Source organism: Micromonospora sp. KLBMP9576 (assembly GCF_050941805.1).
Taxonomy (GTDB): Bacteria; Actinomycetota; Actinomycetes; order Mycobacteriales; family Micromonosporaceae; genus Micromonospora.
The window spans coordinates 5,141,206-5,155,370 of record NZ_CP194567.1; the positions used below are offsets into that span (position 1 = coordinate 5,141,206).

13 protein-coding genes and 2 pseudogenes are annotated in these 14,165 nt (G+C 67.6%); 11 read left to right on the top strand and 4 right to left on the bottom strand.

The window, feature by feature from the left end; translation table 11 throughout:
* Nucleotides 1–130 precede the first annotated feature (130 nt).
* From ACQ452_RS22645 to ACQ452_RS22660, 4 genes are all read left to right on the top strand, one after another.
* Nucleotides 131–355 carry a GntR family transcriptional regulator gene (locus ACQ452_RS22645; protein WP_433387131.1) on the top strand — a complete coding sequence of 75 codons (225 nt, stop codon included), beginning with the start codon at nt 131–133 and terminating at the stop codon, nt 353–355.
* A 10-nt stretch (nt 356–365) separates the two neighbouring features.
* On the top strand, nt 366–1,082 hold the full coding sequence (locus ACQ452_RS22650) for a TIGR02391 family protein (RefSeq protein ID WP_433387133.1): 717 nt from the start codon (nt 366–368) through the stop codon (nt 1,080–1,082).
* Between the two features lie 382 nt (nt 1,083–1,464).
* A complete protein-coding gene (locus ACQ452_RS22655; RefSeq protein WP_433394348.1) occupies nt 1,465–1,794 on the top strand; it encodes a hypothetical protein in 330 nt (109 codons plus the stop codon).
* Nucleotides 1,791–2,978 (top strand): hypothetical protein, encoded by a 1,188-nt coding sequence (locus ACQ452_RS22660; RefSeq protein WP_433387134.1) that lies wholly within the window; start codon nt 1,791–1,793, stop codon nt 2,976–2,978. The genes ACQ452_RS22655 and ACQ452_RS22660 overlap by 4 nt, the downstream gene beginning before the upstream one ends.
* A 225-nt stretch (nt 2,979–3,203) precedes the next feature.
* On the opposite strand, the gene ACQ452_RS22665 is transcribed toward ACQ452_RS22660, so the two are convergent.
* The gene (locus ACQ452_RS22665) at nt 3,204–3,548 is read right to left on the bottom strand and encodes a hypothetical protein (RefSeq protein ID WP_433387135.1); all 345 of its coding nucleotides are present in this window, start codon (nt 3,546–3,548) and stop codon (nt 3,204–3,206) included.
* A gap of 449 nt (nt 3,549–3,997) precedes the next feature.
* Between ACQ452_RS22665 and ACQ452_RS22670 the strand changes: the two genes are divergently transcribed.
* Nucleotides 3,998–4,939, top strand: a complete 942-nt coding sequence (locus tag ACQ452_RS22670; protein ID WP_433387136.1) for a hypothetical protein — start codon at nt 3,998–4,000, stop codon at nt 4,937–4,939.
* Between the two features lie 236 nt (nt 4,940–5,175).
* Complete coding sequence (locus tag ACQ452_RS22675; protein WP_433387138.1) at nt 5,176–5,376, top strand: hypothetical protein; 201 nt, start codon at nt 5,176–5,178, stop codon at nt 5,374–5,376.
* 882 nt (nt 5,377–6,258) lie between these two features.
* Here ACQ452_RS22675 and ACQ452_RS22680 read toward each other — a convergent pair.
* The 3 genes and pseudogenes from ACQ452_RS22680 to ACQ452_RS22690 all read right to left on the bottom strand — a co-directional run.
* Nucleotides 6,259–6,606, bottom strand: coding sequence for a VOC family protein (locus ACQ452_RS22680; RefSeq protein WP_433387140.1), 348 nt, complete (start codon nt 6,604–6,606; stop codon nt 6,259–6,261).
* A 314-nt stretch (nt 6,607–6,920) separates the two neighbouring features.
* Nucleotides 6,921–9,134 (bottom strand): GDSL-type esterase/lipase family protein, encoded by a 2,214-nt coding sequence (locus ACQ452_RS22685; protein ID WP_433387142.1) that lies wholly within the window; start codon nt 9,132–9,134, stop codon nt 6,921–6,923.
* 243 nt (nt 9,135–9,377) lie between these two features.
* A pseudogene (locus tag ACQ452_RS22690) lies at nt 9,378–10,201 on the bottom strand (TrmH family RNA methyltransferase); the annotation flags it as partial.
* A 108-nt stretch (nt 10,202–10,309) separates the two neighbouring features.
* Between ACQ452_RS22690 and ACQ452_RS22695 the strand changes: the two are divergent.
* The 5 genes and pseudogenes from ACQ452_RS22695 to ACQ452_RS22715 all read left to right on the top strand — a co-directional run.
* Nucleotides 10,310–10,408 (top strand): annotated as a pseudogene (locus ACQ452_RS22695) (septum formation family protein); the annotation flags it as partial.
* Between the two features lie 97 nt (nt 10,409–10,505).
* Entirely contained in the window at nt 10,506–10,748 is a 243-nt protein-coding gene (locus ACQ452_RS22700) for a septum formation family protein (protein ID WP_433387144.1), read from the top strand.
* Nucleotides 10,749–11,081: 333 nt separating this feature from the next.
* The gene (locus ACQ452_RS22705; RefSeq protein ID WP_433387145.1) at nt 11,082–12,260 is read left to right on the top strand and encodes a sensor histidine kinase; all 1,179 of its coding nucleotides are present in this window, start codon (nt 11,082–11,084) and stop codon (nt 12,258–12,260) included.
* Nucleotides 12,250–13,413, top strand: coding sequence for a hypothetical protein (locus ACQ452_RS22710; RefSeq protein ID WP_433387147.1), 1,164 nt, complete (start codon nt 12,250–12,252; stop codon nt 13,411–13,413). The genes ACQ452_RS22705 and ACQ452_RS22710 overlap by 11 nt, the downstream gene beginning before the upstream one ends.
* On the top strand, nt 13,386–14,099 hold the full coding sequence (locus ACQ452_RS22715; RefSeq protein WP_433387148.1) for a response regulator transcription factor: 714 nt from the start codon (nt 13,386–13,388) through the stop codon (nt 14,097–14,099). Before ACQ452_RS22710 ends, ACQ452_RS22715 begins: the two co-directional genes overlap by 28 nt.
* Nucleotides 14,100–14,165: the final 66 nt, after the last annotated feature.

Here is a 14,165-nt window from a genome sequence, read left to right on the forward strand (position 1 = left end):
GGGCAGCCACAGAGAAAACTACGTCACTATCTGACGTAGGTAAAGCCACGGCGCGTGATTGTCTTGCATCACTTGCTGACGATGGTTGGTTCATGGTCAGATGGCAGGGCCGAACCAAGGGAACGAAGCCATGCCCTCTGCACCTGCTGAATATCGACGTATTGCCGACGAGCTGACCACAAAGATTAAGAGCGGTGAGCTCACGCCGGGGACGAAGCTGCCCAGCACGAGCGAGCTTGCCGACCAGTTCGGAGTCAGCGTGGCCACCGCGTACCGTGCCGTCTCACTCCTGCACGACCGGAATCTGGTCGTGGGGCAGCCGGGGCGCGGGGTCTATGTCGCAGGGGAGAAGTAGGCTCGCATCCATGCGCCCTGCTGTCGCCATCGAGGAACTCAAGAGGCTGAAAGAGGAAGCCGCCCAGGCCACCTTCTTCGCCCGTCGCGACGGATTCGAGTCATGGAAGGCTCAGACCAGGGCGGTCTTCGTCCGCTCTCTAGGGGCCGACAATCATCTGATCGAGCGCTTCGACAAGATCCGGTATGCACTGAGCGTCTACAGCTCAAGCACTCCCCGATCCTCCTTCGACCAAGCTCGGCAAGGAGGCGTTCGAAGGGGTTGTGAGCTGATCAATGCCGCCATCTGGGAGCTCGGCCTTGTGGGCGGCGACGAGCCGGTGGACGAGCATGCGTACGACCCTGATTTGTGGGCGCACGTGAAGACCCAGGTCGAAGATGGCGAGTGGGAGAAGGTTGCCAGCCAGACGGCCATCTTCGTAGAGAACCGGATCCGCGGCTGGACGGGGAGCCCCACCGACGTCAAGGGCAACAACCTGGTCGGCAAGCAGCTCTACTCGGAGGTGTTCGGGGACGCCAGCGACTACCGGCTCGGCCGGCAGGCCAGCGAGCGAGAGGGGTGGCGGGCGCTCGGCGTGGGCTTCGCCCAGGCGCTGAGCAACGTCGACCGACACCGGATTCAGACGCGGGACGATGCCAAGCGCTATGCCCTCGGGGTCCTCGGTCTCGGAAGCCTGCTGCTGACGCAGCTCCGGTACGAGCACGGAGACATCCTCAAGAGCGAGTAGACGGGCCACAGTCAGGGCCGCCCGCCACCAGGCAGACGACCCCGATACCTCCGGTTCGCGGTCAGTCAGTGTGGACACCACTGCTGTCGGGTTTTAGTCTCGACCTTTCGGTGGGTAGATCTACATGCGACGGAGCGTCACAATGATCGCTCCGGACTGTAGGGGGAGCCATGTCTGTCGCTGTCGATGACCCAACTCCACTGCGTGGGGACCTGGATCAGAAGCAGTGCATGGAGACCCTTCAGGAGGCTTACTTACACGCCGTGGCTGCGGCGGCCCGCTGCTCCCTCTCAAAACCCAATAGGGATCGAGGGATTGACTGAAGATCAGCCATCAATCGACTGAGCATCTTCACGACTTTGAGGTAGATCTCCGAGTCCAACTGAAGAGCACGTATCAGGTCGCGCCGGCAAGCGATCTGGATTCGATTCCGATCTCGTTGCCAAACAGTCAGCTAGCTCGTTTGGCACACTCGCCCGTCATCACTTCAACGATCTTGATCGCCATGCTGGTGCCTCGCGACATCGGGCAGTGGATCGAGGTAGGTTCCAACCACATGATGCTCCGCCATTGTTGCTATTGGCGGAACCTCGAAGGACACCCGATTACCGGCAGGGACGAGACGGTAGTTAGGGTTTCCACGTCTCAGGTCTTTGACGAGTTCGCTCTCTGCGACATCATGCGACGCATCGGAGCCGGTGGTCGAGCATGACCATCCCGATGGACGCCGTGGGGCTGGACGGCTCGTGGATCAGCCCGAGTCAGACTGTGGCCTATCTACAGCGCCAGGGTTGGACGATCCGTGGCGGGCGCGAAGGGTTGTACCTGCGACTAGTCCCACCGACTGTCGGTCAGAGTGTTGTGGTTCCGTTGGACGTGGGGCATGCCGACTTTCGGAATCTGCTGACCGACGCAGTCGCGGCCGTCGGGGACATCTCCGGTCTAGATTATGAGCGGATGCTCACCAGGCTTGACGTTGGCATAGGCGACCTGGTCCGATTCCGCAAAGAAATGCCTACGCCACACGGAACGATTCCTTGGTCGTCCGGCCAGTCGCTGATCGCCTCGTCTACTCGCCTACTTGAAGCGGCTGCCAAGGCTCAACGGGAGAAGACCCAGTATTTCGGCAACAAGCATTGGACCTCCGCCAAGGCGTACATGAACAGTGTCCGCATGGGGCAGACGGAGATCGGCAGCTATGTCGTCACGGCGCTAACTCCCGTAGGCGACATTGCCGGGGTGGACGTGCCTTTGCCGGGCTTCGGTGAGGCACTAACAGGCCGTGAGGTTACGCGCACGTTGGTGTCGAGTCTGGAAGCCACCCGGGAAGCAACAGATCAGTTCAACCGAACATCATCCAGTGCCGCCTTTGACGAAGCAGTCCAGTACGGGGTCTCATATGAGCTGACGCAGGCCCTAGCTCGGCTTGTCGCTAACTCAGACGGGGCCGAGGTGGGCGTGGAGTGGCGGGACTGGCGGGAAAATGCACCCGGTCCGACGTACGTCCAGTTCGAGCCATCGGACGTCGTTGCTCTTGAGAGCGCCAGTACCCGGTTCGCCCGGACTGAGCCTTCAGTCGGCGTCACAGCACTCGGGACGGTGACCCTGCTCGACCGGCCCAGGCCGGGCACTGCGGGCGTGATTCGCTTGAACGTCATCGAGGGCTCGCAAGCCAAGAAGCTCCGGGTCCGGCTACCTGAAGAGTTGTACGACCAGGCAATCCAAGCTTTCCGAGAAGGGCTTGCGATGCGCCTGTCTGGCCGGCAGGAGAAGGAGGGACGGCTGTACTGGCTGTACGACCCGCAAGGGATCGACCTCGTTGAGGTCCCCTCGGCGGTGGAGCCTGACCCTGCCGAGCAGGACAGCGACGACGACCTCGATCAGCCCCTGTTCTAGACAGACGCTAGCGGTTCAGATCGAACTCCTCCGCCAGCGGACATCAGCCGCCACTCGACCCGTAAACCGGCGGTTTGGGTTCGCCGATCGCCCGTGCGGTTTCGCGTTCGGCCCTGGCCTGCCGCTCGTAGGGCGTGGGGCGGCAGGGATCGTGCTCGCTGCTGTAGAGCGGGTCACCCCGCCGCGCGGCGGCTGCCGCCAACTGCTGGTCACGCTGCGGCCTGGTCAGCGCCTCGTACCGCTTGGGGTCGCTAGTGCGGATGGATTCCAGTTCGGCGGGCGTCGCAGCTCCTCCGTCCACGGACGCGGGACGAGGTACAGCTCGGCACCGTCGTCCAGGCGAAGCGTGACGTACTCGCTGGCGTCGGTGGTGATAGAAATGCCGGCGATGATGGCCGACACCACCTGACCCGCCTGGTACGTGGGGGCGAGGGGACGGCTGTTGAGCTTCGCGGCCTCTCGGGCGGTCAGCGTGTGCTGTACCGGCTTCCCGAACTGCGCCCGGACGTGCTCCCCGACGACCTGCGGGAAGGCGGTGATGAACTCCTGGATCATCTCGTTGGCGTCCATCAGACCCGCGTAACCCGATGGCTAAAATGGCCGCAATGGTAGAATTCTGGCCTGATCTGCATTTTTACCATTGCGGCCATTTAGACCACCGCCCACGGGCCGCCGCCTGACTGCTGCCATCTGCTCGCCGGCTTCCATCCCTTGACCTCCAGACCTCGGGGATGCCCGCCGAGCCGCGCACGGTGCCTCAGTCGGAGGAGGTCAGATGCGCGCGACACGTCTACTCAACATCCTGATCTCGATAACAGCGGCCCTAGGGGTTCCGACGGTTGCTCTACTTCGGGCTGCACTGCCGCTGGGCTGGGCCGGTGGCAGGCCTGTCGTCTGGATAAGCACCGGTCATCAAAATTGCATATTGCCGGCATATGCCACGCCTGAGGCGACAACTTCTCGACAACCAATGCGTGTCCTGTGGCCGCCCAACTCGTCGCTCTATAGGCTGCGCCTTCATGCGGGATGATTCGGCAAACGTTGCTATGCCAAGCGCAACACTAGTGGGTCAGGTCAACCATACGTTCTGGCCAAGAGATGACCAGGAGGCAAAGCGCCCAGGCCTGCATGTCCCGTGGTCCTGGCTTAGTCTTTCGCTTTTCGTGGTGAGCGTAACATCGCTCGGCACCCTAAGCGTGATCGTGAGCGTTAAGGACGTCGACCTCCTCTCCACGATAGCCTTGGCGCTTGCCGTCCTTGCGTTCGCGGCTCAACTGATTGTTTCTCTTGCTCAAGCTCAAGGGTCTGCCCAGCAACTAACTCAGACCGAGAGAGTGAACTCCCAGACCCAATCCGCCCTCGCGGAGGTCAGATCAACTGCCAACGCCCTGCTGACAAATCAGTCTGATCAGTTCAATAAGATCCTTTCAGCACTCCTACGTTCGGCCACCGAAGACGCGGTTCGAGAGGCGACCGAAGCTTCGGTCGACACCACCGGAACCCCGCCCGGCCAGGTGGAGGCCTTGGACCCTGAAACTGTCGCAGAACTGGTAGAGGAACGAGTCAAGCGGCTCCTATTCAGCCAGTCCAACCCCCACAGGAGTAGTGGGCCAGAGCTTCGCCCATACGTCCTCCTCAGCGAGGATCTCGGCACCAAAGCGATGGAAGTTTTTCACAGAATCGGCCCAGAGGCTCTTCTAGTCTTCACGACTATGGTCGTCCGGAACGGAGTTGAAAGCAATTCGATTATTATTACACGGCCGGAGATGGTTGAAATCCCCGCCTTGCAAGAATTGACGGACGCACGCCTGATTCGGTCAATGGGATCACTCAAAACGCGTGAGCGCTATACCCTAACCGCTACCGGCAAGTTGCTGGCTAGCCTTATTCTGGGCGACAACTTTAGGAACGCGTGGTACTGGTACGGCCTGATGAAGAGGCAACCGCCAGCGCCGGAGTAGTGAGTGGTGGCCGATGCTCCTATGGATGTCGATCTCGGTCGGCCGCCTGGCGGGGCTCGGCTCCTTCGTTGGAAGGGAGAAGCCAGCGGCGCTCAAGCTGAGCGGGCATGTGGGAGACCTGCTAGAACGGCCCGCCGGCGTCCCTAGACGCATCCTCCCTCAGGCCGATCGTCACCCGCCCACCCTCCGGCCCAGGCGGCGAGCCGGTTGTCGTACCTGCCGGTCACACTCGACGTATGAATATCTCAGTAGTGACGACAGAGGTTCGCGGCGGAACTCCGGCTCCGCGTCGGGTCCAGGTGGAGGGCATTGACGAGATCGGCATTGAGGTGGAGGCCAGGCAGACCAGGAATGGCGAACATTACCTCTCAACCGTGCTGTTCGAGAGCACCGGTGAGTGCCGGATCTTCTTGGCGAGCAAGGTGACCACCGCGTAGCTCAAGGGAGTTCCTGCCCTCCCCCTGCTCTTCTAGGCACCCCTCGGCCTTTCGTCCGCACATTCGTGGAGTGGGTGGGGCCTGGCCCGCTAGGATGGAGCACGCCACTGTCCGAACGACCTTGACCGGATAGGCCTCACCCACTCGGCTTCGCCCAGACGAAGGCTCCGGGATGGCGCCGACCATCCCGGAGCGCCCGAGAATCCCGCCGGAGGCACTACCTCTGGTTCACATTTACCGCCCCAGCCCCGAAGTTGCCAACCGTCATGGCAACCCGGGGCTTTTCGCATCCTTCGCGCTGCCAACGGGCTACAACCTCCGGGAGCGCCCGTGCGCTTGCGCTAAGGGCGCGGGTTCCGACCGGCTGGCCCCGTCGGGGCCGGCCACTGGCCGGCGGTGCGCCCGGTCTGTGAAGCGGGCCGCTTCAGAAGCCGTACAGGAAGTTTGGACCACATCCCGGCAGCAGCAATTCCCAACGTCGCGGACATCCAGCCGACACCAACCAGCCGACAGCCAGGCTCTACTGCGCCGACTTACAGAGCGTTACTACATCTCAGATCACCCGAACCCTTCAACTCGGCCGAACGTGGAGCTATTCGTGGTGCGAAATACGGGCCACCAAGGAAAGCCGGGCGCGTCAGGGAAGCATTTTGCGCAGCTAGAGCAATCACTGAAGCCAGAGATCAAGGCCTGAATGCCACTTCTAATCCCAAGGCCGCAGGTTCGAATCCTGCCGGGCGCACAGGTACTTTCCCGGTCTGGCCGGTTCACGTGGGGCTATTTCGTGGTGCGAGCGCGGAAGGCAGAGGGCTTGGTCAGCGTCACCCGAGATCGCCGGGCAACCGTCGCGGACGCATGAGTTGCCGACTGGCGAGCTGGCCATTAGGAGATCAAGTTGCTTACCACGACCTCGGCGTGACTGGCGCTGGTCAGGTGAAGGTGCGTGCGGCGTCTCGGACCCCATCCGCTCGGTGCGGTTCGGCACGAAGCGAAGGCTGAGCTGGTTGTCCGCTCCAGGCAGGAGTCGTCATCGGCGTCCCCGGTGACCTCCCTGCCGAGCATGCCAGCCCAGAACTGCGCCAGGCGGGCCGGGGCGTGCGCATCGAACGTCACCGCCAGCAGCCGCGAGGTCATCACCGCACAGTAGACACGGGCGGGGGCGAGGCGACAAGGCCGATTCTGGCGGCGGAGATATGGGGTTGCGCAGGCCAGGTCGGCAGTCAACCACATGACCAGCCAGCTACGATCTTCCTCTAGCCCAGGGCCGCAGGTGCGGATCCTGCCGGCACACCTCACCTTCTCTGTGCCGACCGGCGCCCCGAAGCTGTTCGCTCTGTCGTGACGTGGTCGTCCGAAGCGATCGCAGTCGCACAGGTAGGCCCACGCGCCATGCCGGATCCAGCGCGTCGCACCCCCGCTCGTTGAACGCGTGGCTCACGTGTCGCGCGTAGTCCTCGGCGAGGATCAGCAGGCGCTGACCCTCGCCTCGACACCCGCCGACGAACACCCGACGGGTCATCCGGTCAACGTTCGAAGACGAGGCCTTAGCCGACGGTAACGGATTGACCGCCTGCGGGCAGTCCTTCGCCGGCCGCGTTGACCGAACAAATAGCCACGGTGTACGAGTGACCGCTGACCAGGCCGGACAACCGGATCGAGCGGTCGGTGGTGGACACCATCGACACGATCGCGCCTGGCACAGAGTTGTCTAGGTAGTAGACGTTGTACCTGTTCACCGTCTCGCTGTACGGCCCGGTCGCGGCGTCCCAACGTACGTCGATGTAGCCTGCCCCGGCCGTCGCGACGATGTTCGGCGGACCGGCCGCGGTCTGCTGGTTGACAACTGTCACCGCGCCGATCGGCGAAGGCCCGTTGGCCAGCCAGTCACCGCGGGTAGCCACGACGTAGAACTCGTACGTGTGCCCGGGTATCACCCATTTGGCGCTCCAGGAGTCGGACGGGATCTGCAACGGCAGCCGCTGGAACGCCTCACCGGCCGTCGCGTCGCGTTGGTAGAGCCAGTAGCCGCCGGCACCGAACGAGTGCTGCCATTCCAGGGCTATCCCGGCGGCCGTGTTGGTGGCCCGCATCCAACTGGGGACGGAGGGCACCAGCGCCGGGATGCTTCCGGACGGGATGCTGTAGGTCGCACCGACCTGGAACTGGCTCGACAGGACGTTGGCGAACGCCCTGGCGATCTTGTGCTCGCCCTGCGGGTTGGGGTGCAGACCGTCATAGGCGTCGGCGTACGGGTCGTAGCTGGTGGCGAAGTCCACCAGCCGTACCGGTGACACCGAGGTGTTCAGCGCCTGCAACGCGGGCCCCAGCTTGGCGTTGTACGCGCTGATCTTGGTGCCCAGGTCCGGCTGCACGTCCAGTGGCGTGCGTTGGGGGACGTTGGAGACCAAGATGCGGATGTTGTGCTTGTTGGACCGGGCGTTGGCGATCAGGCTGCGCATGTCGGCGATCAGCCCGTCGGGGTTGGACACGCCCCAGCCCAGGTCGTTGAAGCCGAGTTCGACCAGGAGATAGTCCGGCTGGTACTGACTCACCCGGTCCCTGATGTCGTCCTTGGCCTGGTGTGCCTGGCGGCCCCACTGCGCGAAGTGGTCGCTGTCGAAGGTGAGCCCGTCCCGGTAGACCCCGTTGAAGTACGGCGGCGCCGACTGCTCGGGGTAGTTGGCCGGCTGGCTCCTTGGCAGCCGGGTCGTGCCGCGGTAGGGGCCGACGAAGGTGACGTCGCGGCCGGCTGCCTTCAGGTGCTGGGCGAGCCGGTAACGCCAGGTGTAGTCGCCCTCGAGACCCTGGCTGATCGAGTCACCGACCACCATGATCCGGTCGACGCGCGGCCCGATGCTCGACGGTAGCGTCAACTCGGCCCACATCTGGTTGTGGTCCGAGTGCGGTGACGACACCACGGTGGCGGAGTCGACCACCGCCGCCGGTGGCACGAACATGTAGTCGAGCTTGTTGAAGCCGTGGGTGTTCGCGCCGCCCCGGCACCAGTTCTGCTCTCCACCGGTCCCCAAGTAATAGACCTTGATCTCGTTGCGGCAGGGGCTGAACGCCTCCTTGAACGCGCCGTGCGCCTCCGAGCCTGGAATGCCTCCGTAGCCACTGTGGTAGAGGTTGCTGGCGGCCTTGGAGCCCGGGCTGTCGTTGAGGTCACCACCGAGCACCACGGTGTAGCTGGAGTAGTCAGTCGCCAGCACCCGCTTGACCTCTGCCGCCTCGCGCCGGCGCTGCTCAACGTTTTCACTGTTGGCGACGAGGTGGGCGGTGCAGGCCACCAGCATCCTGGCGATGGAGCGCAGGCACAGCATCTCGCGCTTTTCCGCGCCCTCCAGCGCGCCGAGGTCGTGCGCCACGGGCTGCGGGTCCACTAGGACACCGGTGTTGTAGATGATGGCGTTGCCGAACGGCGACTCGTGCTTGCAGTTGGCCACCTGGCCGCTGCCGCCGCGGATCGGGTCGAAGCGCACCGTGTATGTGGCCGGGAGCTGCGCTTCGATCCGTTCCAGCCAGTCGAGGCAGCCCTCGTTGATGGTCAGGAACCCGAGCCGGGGCACCCGGCGGTTGATGTCCGCGGCCAGCGCATCGGCTACCACGTCGCCCTTGACGCCGTGCTGTGGATGGCCACCGGCCATGTTGAAATGCCCGGCGATCATGGATTGCATGCCCGCCGCGCCGGCGCTCGGCTGCGGGTTGGCCGGAGGTGCCGCGGCCGCGGCCGGCGTGCCGACCAGACCTGCGGCCACGGTCAGCAGTAACGCAACGATAAGCGGCCTGAGCCTCACCGGGTCCCCCAAAACTGTGCGGGGGACGCAAACACGACGAGCGCGCCCCCGGTCACGTCGTATAGGCGATCATCTTGGCCTATCTCTCGCGCCGCGACAATAGGCATCTATGAAAGCCCTCTCGCTGCCCTGCCCCGGCAGCATCCCGCGCACCCGCCCGCTACGGGCACCGGTCTCTGCGGGACTTCTCGGAACGGATTGACGGGCGCTTCGCTCGGTTCGCTGCCGGGCGGCTTCGTACAGGACGACCGATCCGGCCGCTGCCGCGTTGAGCGAGCTGGCGGCGCCGACGATCGGGCTGCTTACCGTCCGGTCGCTGGCCTCCTGCCAGCCGGCGCTGAGGCCGTGCGTCTCGTTGCCGATCAGCACGAGCGTGGGGCCGGTCAGGTCGTGCTCCGCGACCTCCACCTCGCCGCGCTCGTCCGTACCGATGATCTCAATCCCGGCAGGCGGTGTGCCCGCAGCCCGGGCGTCCAGTCGAGGACTTCGCGGTGGCTGGCGACCCGCACGACCGGGACGGCGAAGAGGGATCCGGTGCTGGCCCGGACGGTCTTTGGGTCGTAGGGGTCCGCCGCGTGGCCGATGATGACCACGGCGGACGGCCCGAAGGCGTCGGCGGAGCGGATCAGGGTGCCGACGTTGCCCGGCGTCCTCGGGCGGTCGAAGACCCCACGAGCATCTCCGGCCCGGCCGGTACGCGGTCCAGGCTGTCGCCGGGCAACGCCACCACGGCGAGCAGCTCGGGCGACTCCGCCTCCTGTCGTCGAGCTCCCGCATCAGCTCTGGCGAGAGCGCGACCCGGGTGGCCGGGACGCGGTCGAGGAGCTCCCGGGACCAGCGGGAGGGCACCTGCCGGTCGGGGTGGAGCAGGGCCCGGATCTGCCAACCGTGTTCCAGGGCCAGGGTGATCGGGCGTACCCCTGGACCAGGAACTCCCCCGAGTACTGGCGCTTGGTGCGATTGGTCAGCAGCGCCTGCCACTGCTGGAAGTTCGCGTTGCGGGTCGTGGTCCTCAGGGTCTTCGCCACAGTCCTGATTGGACAGCATCGGTCCGCCCCACCGATTGACCTCGGCGGCCCCGGCCAGCCGCGTCAGGTCCGAAGAGATGCCCCACGCCCCCTGTCGGGTCGGCCGCGATGCGCCCCGCGTTCGCCAACTGTGACGTCAAGTCCAAGGCATTCGTCGGCGGGGACAGGCGCGACGCCCGGTTGTCGGTGCAGGTGGCGCCCACCTCACCGGCGGGCTGGACGGGCGGCAGCCGGTGGTACCGGTGCGACCTGTTCGAGCTCGACCAAGTCGGCGGAGCCAACGGCGACAACGACGCGCCATCGTGTGGGTGGGCAGCCTGCGGGGCGTGCCGAGGACCGCACGCCGCTGGCGCACGGCTGCGCCGTGCAGGACAGGTGGGGCCACCTGCTGCCGGCGCCCTGCACGAAGACCCACCACTTCGAGTACGTCGGCATCTGGACCGCCCCGGACGTCTCGTACGACGACGCGACGGAGAAGGAGGACGCCGTGCACGCGAAGTGCCGGCCGGTCATCGCCCGCTACGCGAAGGTGCCCGTCGACGGCTAGCTCCGCTACCGCACGGGCAGCGCCTACCGGTTCCCGTCGCAGGAGGCCTGGGCGCGCGGCGACCGGGGGGGGTCCGCTGCTGGCACTGGTCCAGCGAAAAGAAGCTGACCCGGTCGATCGCCGGCGGCGGGACCCGGGCCCTGCCGGTCAACTGACGCCCGGCCCGGAGTCGACCGGCGGGGCGGGCCGGCGCGCGCCGCCGAGGGTTAACCGGACGGCGACGCGTCATGCACCGCAAGTAATCGCGTGTCGCGGCTCATGCTATTCTCCGGCGTCGATCTCCGTCGCGCCGACCCGTTCGGGTCGTTTGTCGCAGAAGGACGCCTCTCCCCGATGCCGGCCGTTGCCGCTCCGAACACGTCACCGACCCCGCTGGACACCCCGGCCGGCGGCGCGTTCGCCCTCATCTTCACCCGCCTGCCCGCGCTGCTGCGGCTGACCTGCGGGCTGGTCGGCGCGGTGGTCGCCCTGTCGGTGCGTACGCCGCCCGTCGAGCCGGCGTTGCTGGTCCCGGCCGTCGCGGCGCTGACCGCCTGGTCGCTCTGGTACGGGATCCGGGCCCTGCGCCACGGCATCGGCGCCCCGCTGGTGGTCGGTGACGTGGTCGCGACCACCGCCGCCTGCCTGGCGATCCCCGTGCTGGTGGCCCCGGAGGTGCTGCCTGGCGAGGGTAGCTGGATCGCGATCCTCGCCAGCACGACGGTGATCAACACGCAGGCGACCGCCCCGGCGCGCTGGTCGGTCCCGGCGGGACTGCTGCTCACCGCCGCCTACGCGGTCGGCGCGCACTCCGCCGGGCACCCCGACGAGGCCACCTCGCACGCGGCGACGCTGCTGGTGCAGACGGCCTGCGCCGCGATCATGACCGCCATCATGCGCCGGCGTATCGGCCGGGCCGACAACGCGTTCGTCGCGCACCAACGGCTCACCCGGGAGGCGCTGGTCGCCCGGCGGGCCCGGGAGGCCGAGCGGCAGCAGAACCGGGACCTGCACGACACGGTGCTGGCCACGCTGACCATGGTCGGGTTGGGCGCGATGGCCGGCCCGTCCGCCCCGTTGCGCACGCGCTGCGCCGCCGACCTGCGCGCCCTCAGCGCGCTGGCCGACGCCCGGTCGACCTCCGCCGGGGGGTCGGTGCCGCTCGACGAACGGCTGCGGGCGGTGCGAGCCCGGCTGCCCGACCTGCCGGTCACCACCGAACTGGCGGCCTGCGCGGTACCGGAACCGGTCGCGCAGGCGCTCGCCGAGAGCACCTACGCCGCGCTGTCCAACGTGGCCCTGCACGCGCCGGGCGCGACCGCCGAGCTGCGGCTGTCCCGGATCGCCGACACCGTCGTGATCGAGCTCGCCGACGACGGTCCCGGCTTCGACCCGGCCGGTGTCCCGGCGCACCGCTACGGCCTACGCGAGTCGGTACGCGGCCGGATGTCCACGATCGGCGGGCGCGCCGAGATCGACTCCCGGCCCGGCGCGGGCACCCGGATCCGGTTGGAGTGGCCCGGTGGCGACTGAGACGACGACCGCGCCGACGGCGACGCGTACGCCCGGGCGAAGCCGGCCTCCGGCGGACCCGGCGGCGGCCGTGGCCGACGCCTCCGACAGTGGTGCCCGGATCGCGGCGGTGGTCATCGCGCTGGCCTGGCACGCGGCGATCGCGCTGCCCGCGGCACTGGGCGCCCGGGCGCAGTTCACCGCGCCGGCGGTGGTCCTCGCGGCCTGGTTGCTCGTCGCGGCGACCGGCGTGCTGGCGGGCCTGCGGCTGCTGCGCGGCGCCGCGCTGCCGGCCTGGCCGGTGACCGCGCTGCTGCTGGGGGTCGACGCGGCGGTCTTCGCGGCCGCCGGCAAGGGGCAGCTCTTCACCGCCGCGAACTGGGTGTGGGGCACCCTCGGCTGGTTCTTCGTGGTGGCGCTCTGGGGTCGCCCGGCGTCCCGGCTGGTCGCCGTGCTGGGCGCGCACTCGCTGATCGCGCTGTTGGGGGTGCTCGGGCACGGCGCGACCGCCCCCGCCGACCTGGCCCGGTACACGATGTACGTCTACGGCACGCTGACGCTGCCGGTGGCGGTCCTCGTGGGCAGCACGGCGATCGCGGGGCTGGCCCGGCAGCGGGCCGGCGCGGCGGCGGCCACGCACACGGCGCGGGCCGAGCGGGACGCCGCCGAACGGGCCCGGCGGGAGCGCGGCGCCCGCCTCACGCTGGTCAGCGGCGCGGCCGAGGAGGTGCTCGCGGAGCTGGCCGACGGCCGGGCCGATCCCGCCGACCCGGACGTGCAGCGGCGGGCCGTGCTGGCGGCCGCCCGGCTGCGCCGGCTCATCGCCGAGTCCGACGACGTGCCGGACCCGCTGCTGCACGAGTTGCGAGCCGCCGTCGGCGTGGCGGAACGCAACGGGCTGCCGATCGACCTCGTCACGATCGGCAGCCCGCCGCCGCTGCCGGTGCAGGTGCGTCGCCGGCTCGCCGATCCGCTCACCGCGATCCTGGCCGACGCCCGGGGCTGGGCCCGGCTGACGGTGGTCGCCGACGCCGACGAGGTGGTGGTCGGCCTGGTCACGCCCGACCGGGCCGGCGACGACACCGCCGAGCCACCGGGCTACGACGGGCCGGTGGAGTACCTCTACGAACGGGACGGGGAGATCAGATGGGCGCAGACGCGGTGGCGGAGGTGACCGGCGATCGGACGATCGGCGTGGCGATCGTGGACGACCACCCGGTCGTCATCGAGGGGGTCCGCGTCTGGTTGGCCGCCGAGCCCCGCCTGAGGGTGCTGGCGACCGGCGACGATCCGGACGTCGTGCTCCGGGCCGCCCCCGCCGCCGACGTGGTCATGCTCGACCTGCGGCTGCACGGGCGGTTGGCGCTGGACAAGCTCGCCGAGCTGAGCGCGGCCGGCCGGCGGGTGGTGGTCTACTCGGAGCACAGCGACCCGCAGACGATGCTCGCCGCCCTGGACGCCGGGGCGGTGGCGTTCCTCGCCAAGCACGAGGGGCGGGAGCACTGCGTGGCCACCGTGCTGGCCGCCGCCAGCGACCGCCCGTACGTGCCGCCGGCGCTCGCCGGGGCCATCGTGGGTGATCCCCGGCCGGACCGGCCGGCCCTGTCCGACAAGGAACGCGAGGCGCTGCTGCTGTGGTTCCAGTCGATGTCGAAGGCATCGGTCGCCCGCCGGATGCGGATCAGCGAACACACGGTCAAGCAGTACGTCGACCGGGCGCGGATCAAGTACACCCGGGCGGGGCGGCCGGCCGCCACGAAGGCGGCGTTGCTCGCCCGTGCGATCGAGGACGGCCTGGTACGACCGGAGGAGATCGGCACCTACCAGTCACGGGCCTCGTACGACCGGCCGACCCCCTAACGGCCGTCATGACAGCCGGTCGGAGATCGGCGAGGCTCATGCGGTGATGCCGTCGGCACCGGAGGT

Bases quoted from the DNA above. Each gene is read 5' to 3' on its own strand.
- ACQ452_RS22715 (WP_433387148.1), top strand. From the start codon at position 13,386: ATGGGCGCAGACGCGGTGGCGGAGGTGACCGGCGATCGGACGATCGGC.
- ACQ452_RS22665 (WP_433387135.1), bottom strand. From the start codon at position 3,548: ATGGACGCCAACGAGATGATCCAGGAGTTCATCACCGCCTTCCCGCAG.
- ACQ452_RS22680 (WP_433387140.1), bottom strand. From the start codon at position 6,606: ATGTGGTTGACTGCCGACCTGGCCTGCGCAACCCCATATCTCCGCCGC.
- ACQ452_RS22650 (WP_433387133.1), top strand. From the start codon at position 366: ATGCGCCCTGCTGTCGCCATCGAGGAACTCAAGAGGCTGAAAGAGGAA.
- ACQ452_RS22670 (WP_433387136.1), top strand. From the start codon at position 3,998: ATGCGGGATGATTCGGCAAACGTTGCTATGCCAAGCGCAACACTAGTG.
- ACQ452_RS22660 (WP_433387134.1), top strand. From the start codon at position 1,791: ATGACCATCCCGATGGACGCCGTGGGGCTGGACGGCTCGTGGATCAGC.
- ACQ452_RS22705 (WP_433387145.1), top strand. From the start codon at position 11,082: ATGCCGGCCGTTGCCGCTCCGAACACGTCACCGACCCCGCTGGACACC.
- ACQ452_RS22675 (WP_433387138.1), top strand. From the start codon at position 5,176: ATGAATATCTCAGTAGTGACGACAGAGGTTCGCGGCGGAACTCCGGCT.
- ACQ452_RS22645 (WP_433387131.1), top strand. From the start codon at position 131: ATGCCCTCTGCACCTGCTGAATATCGACGTATTGCCGACGAGCTGACC.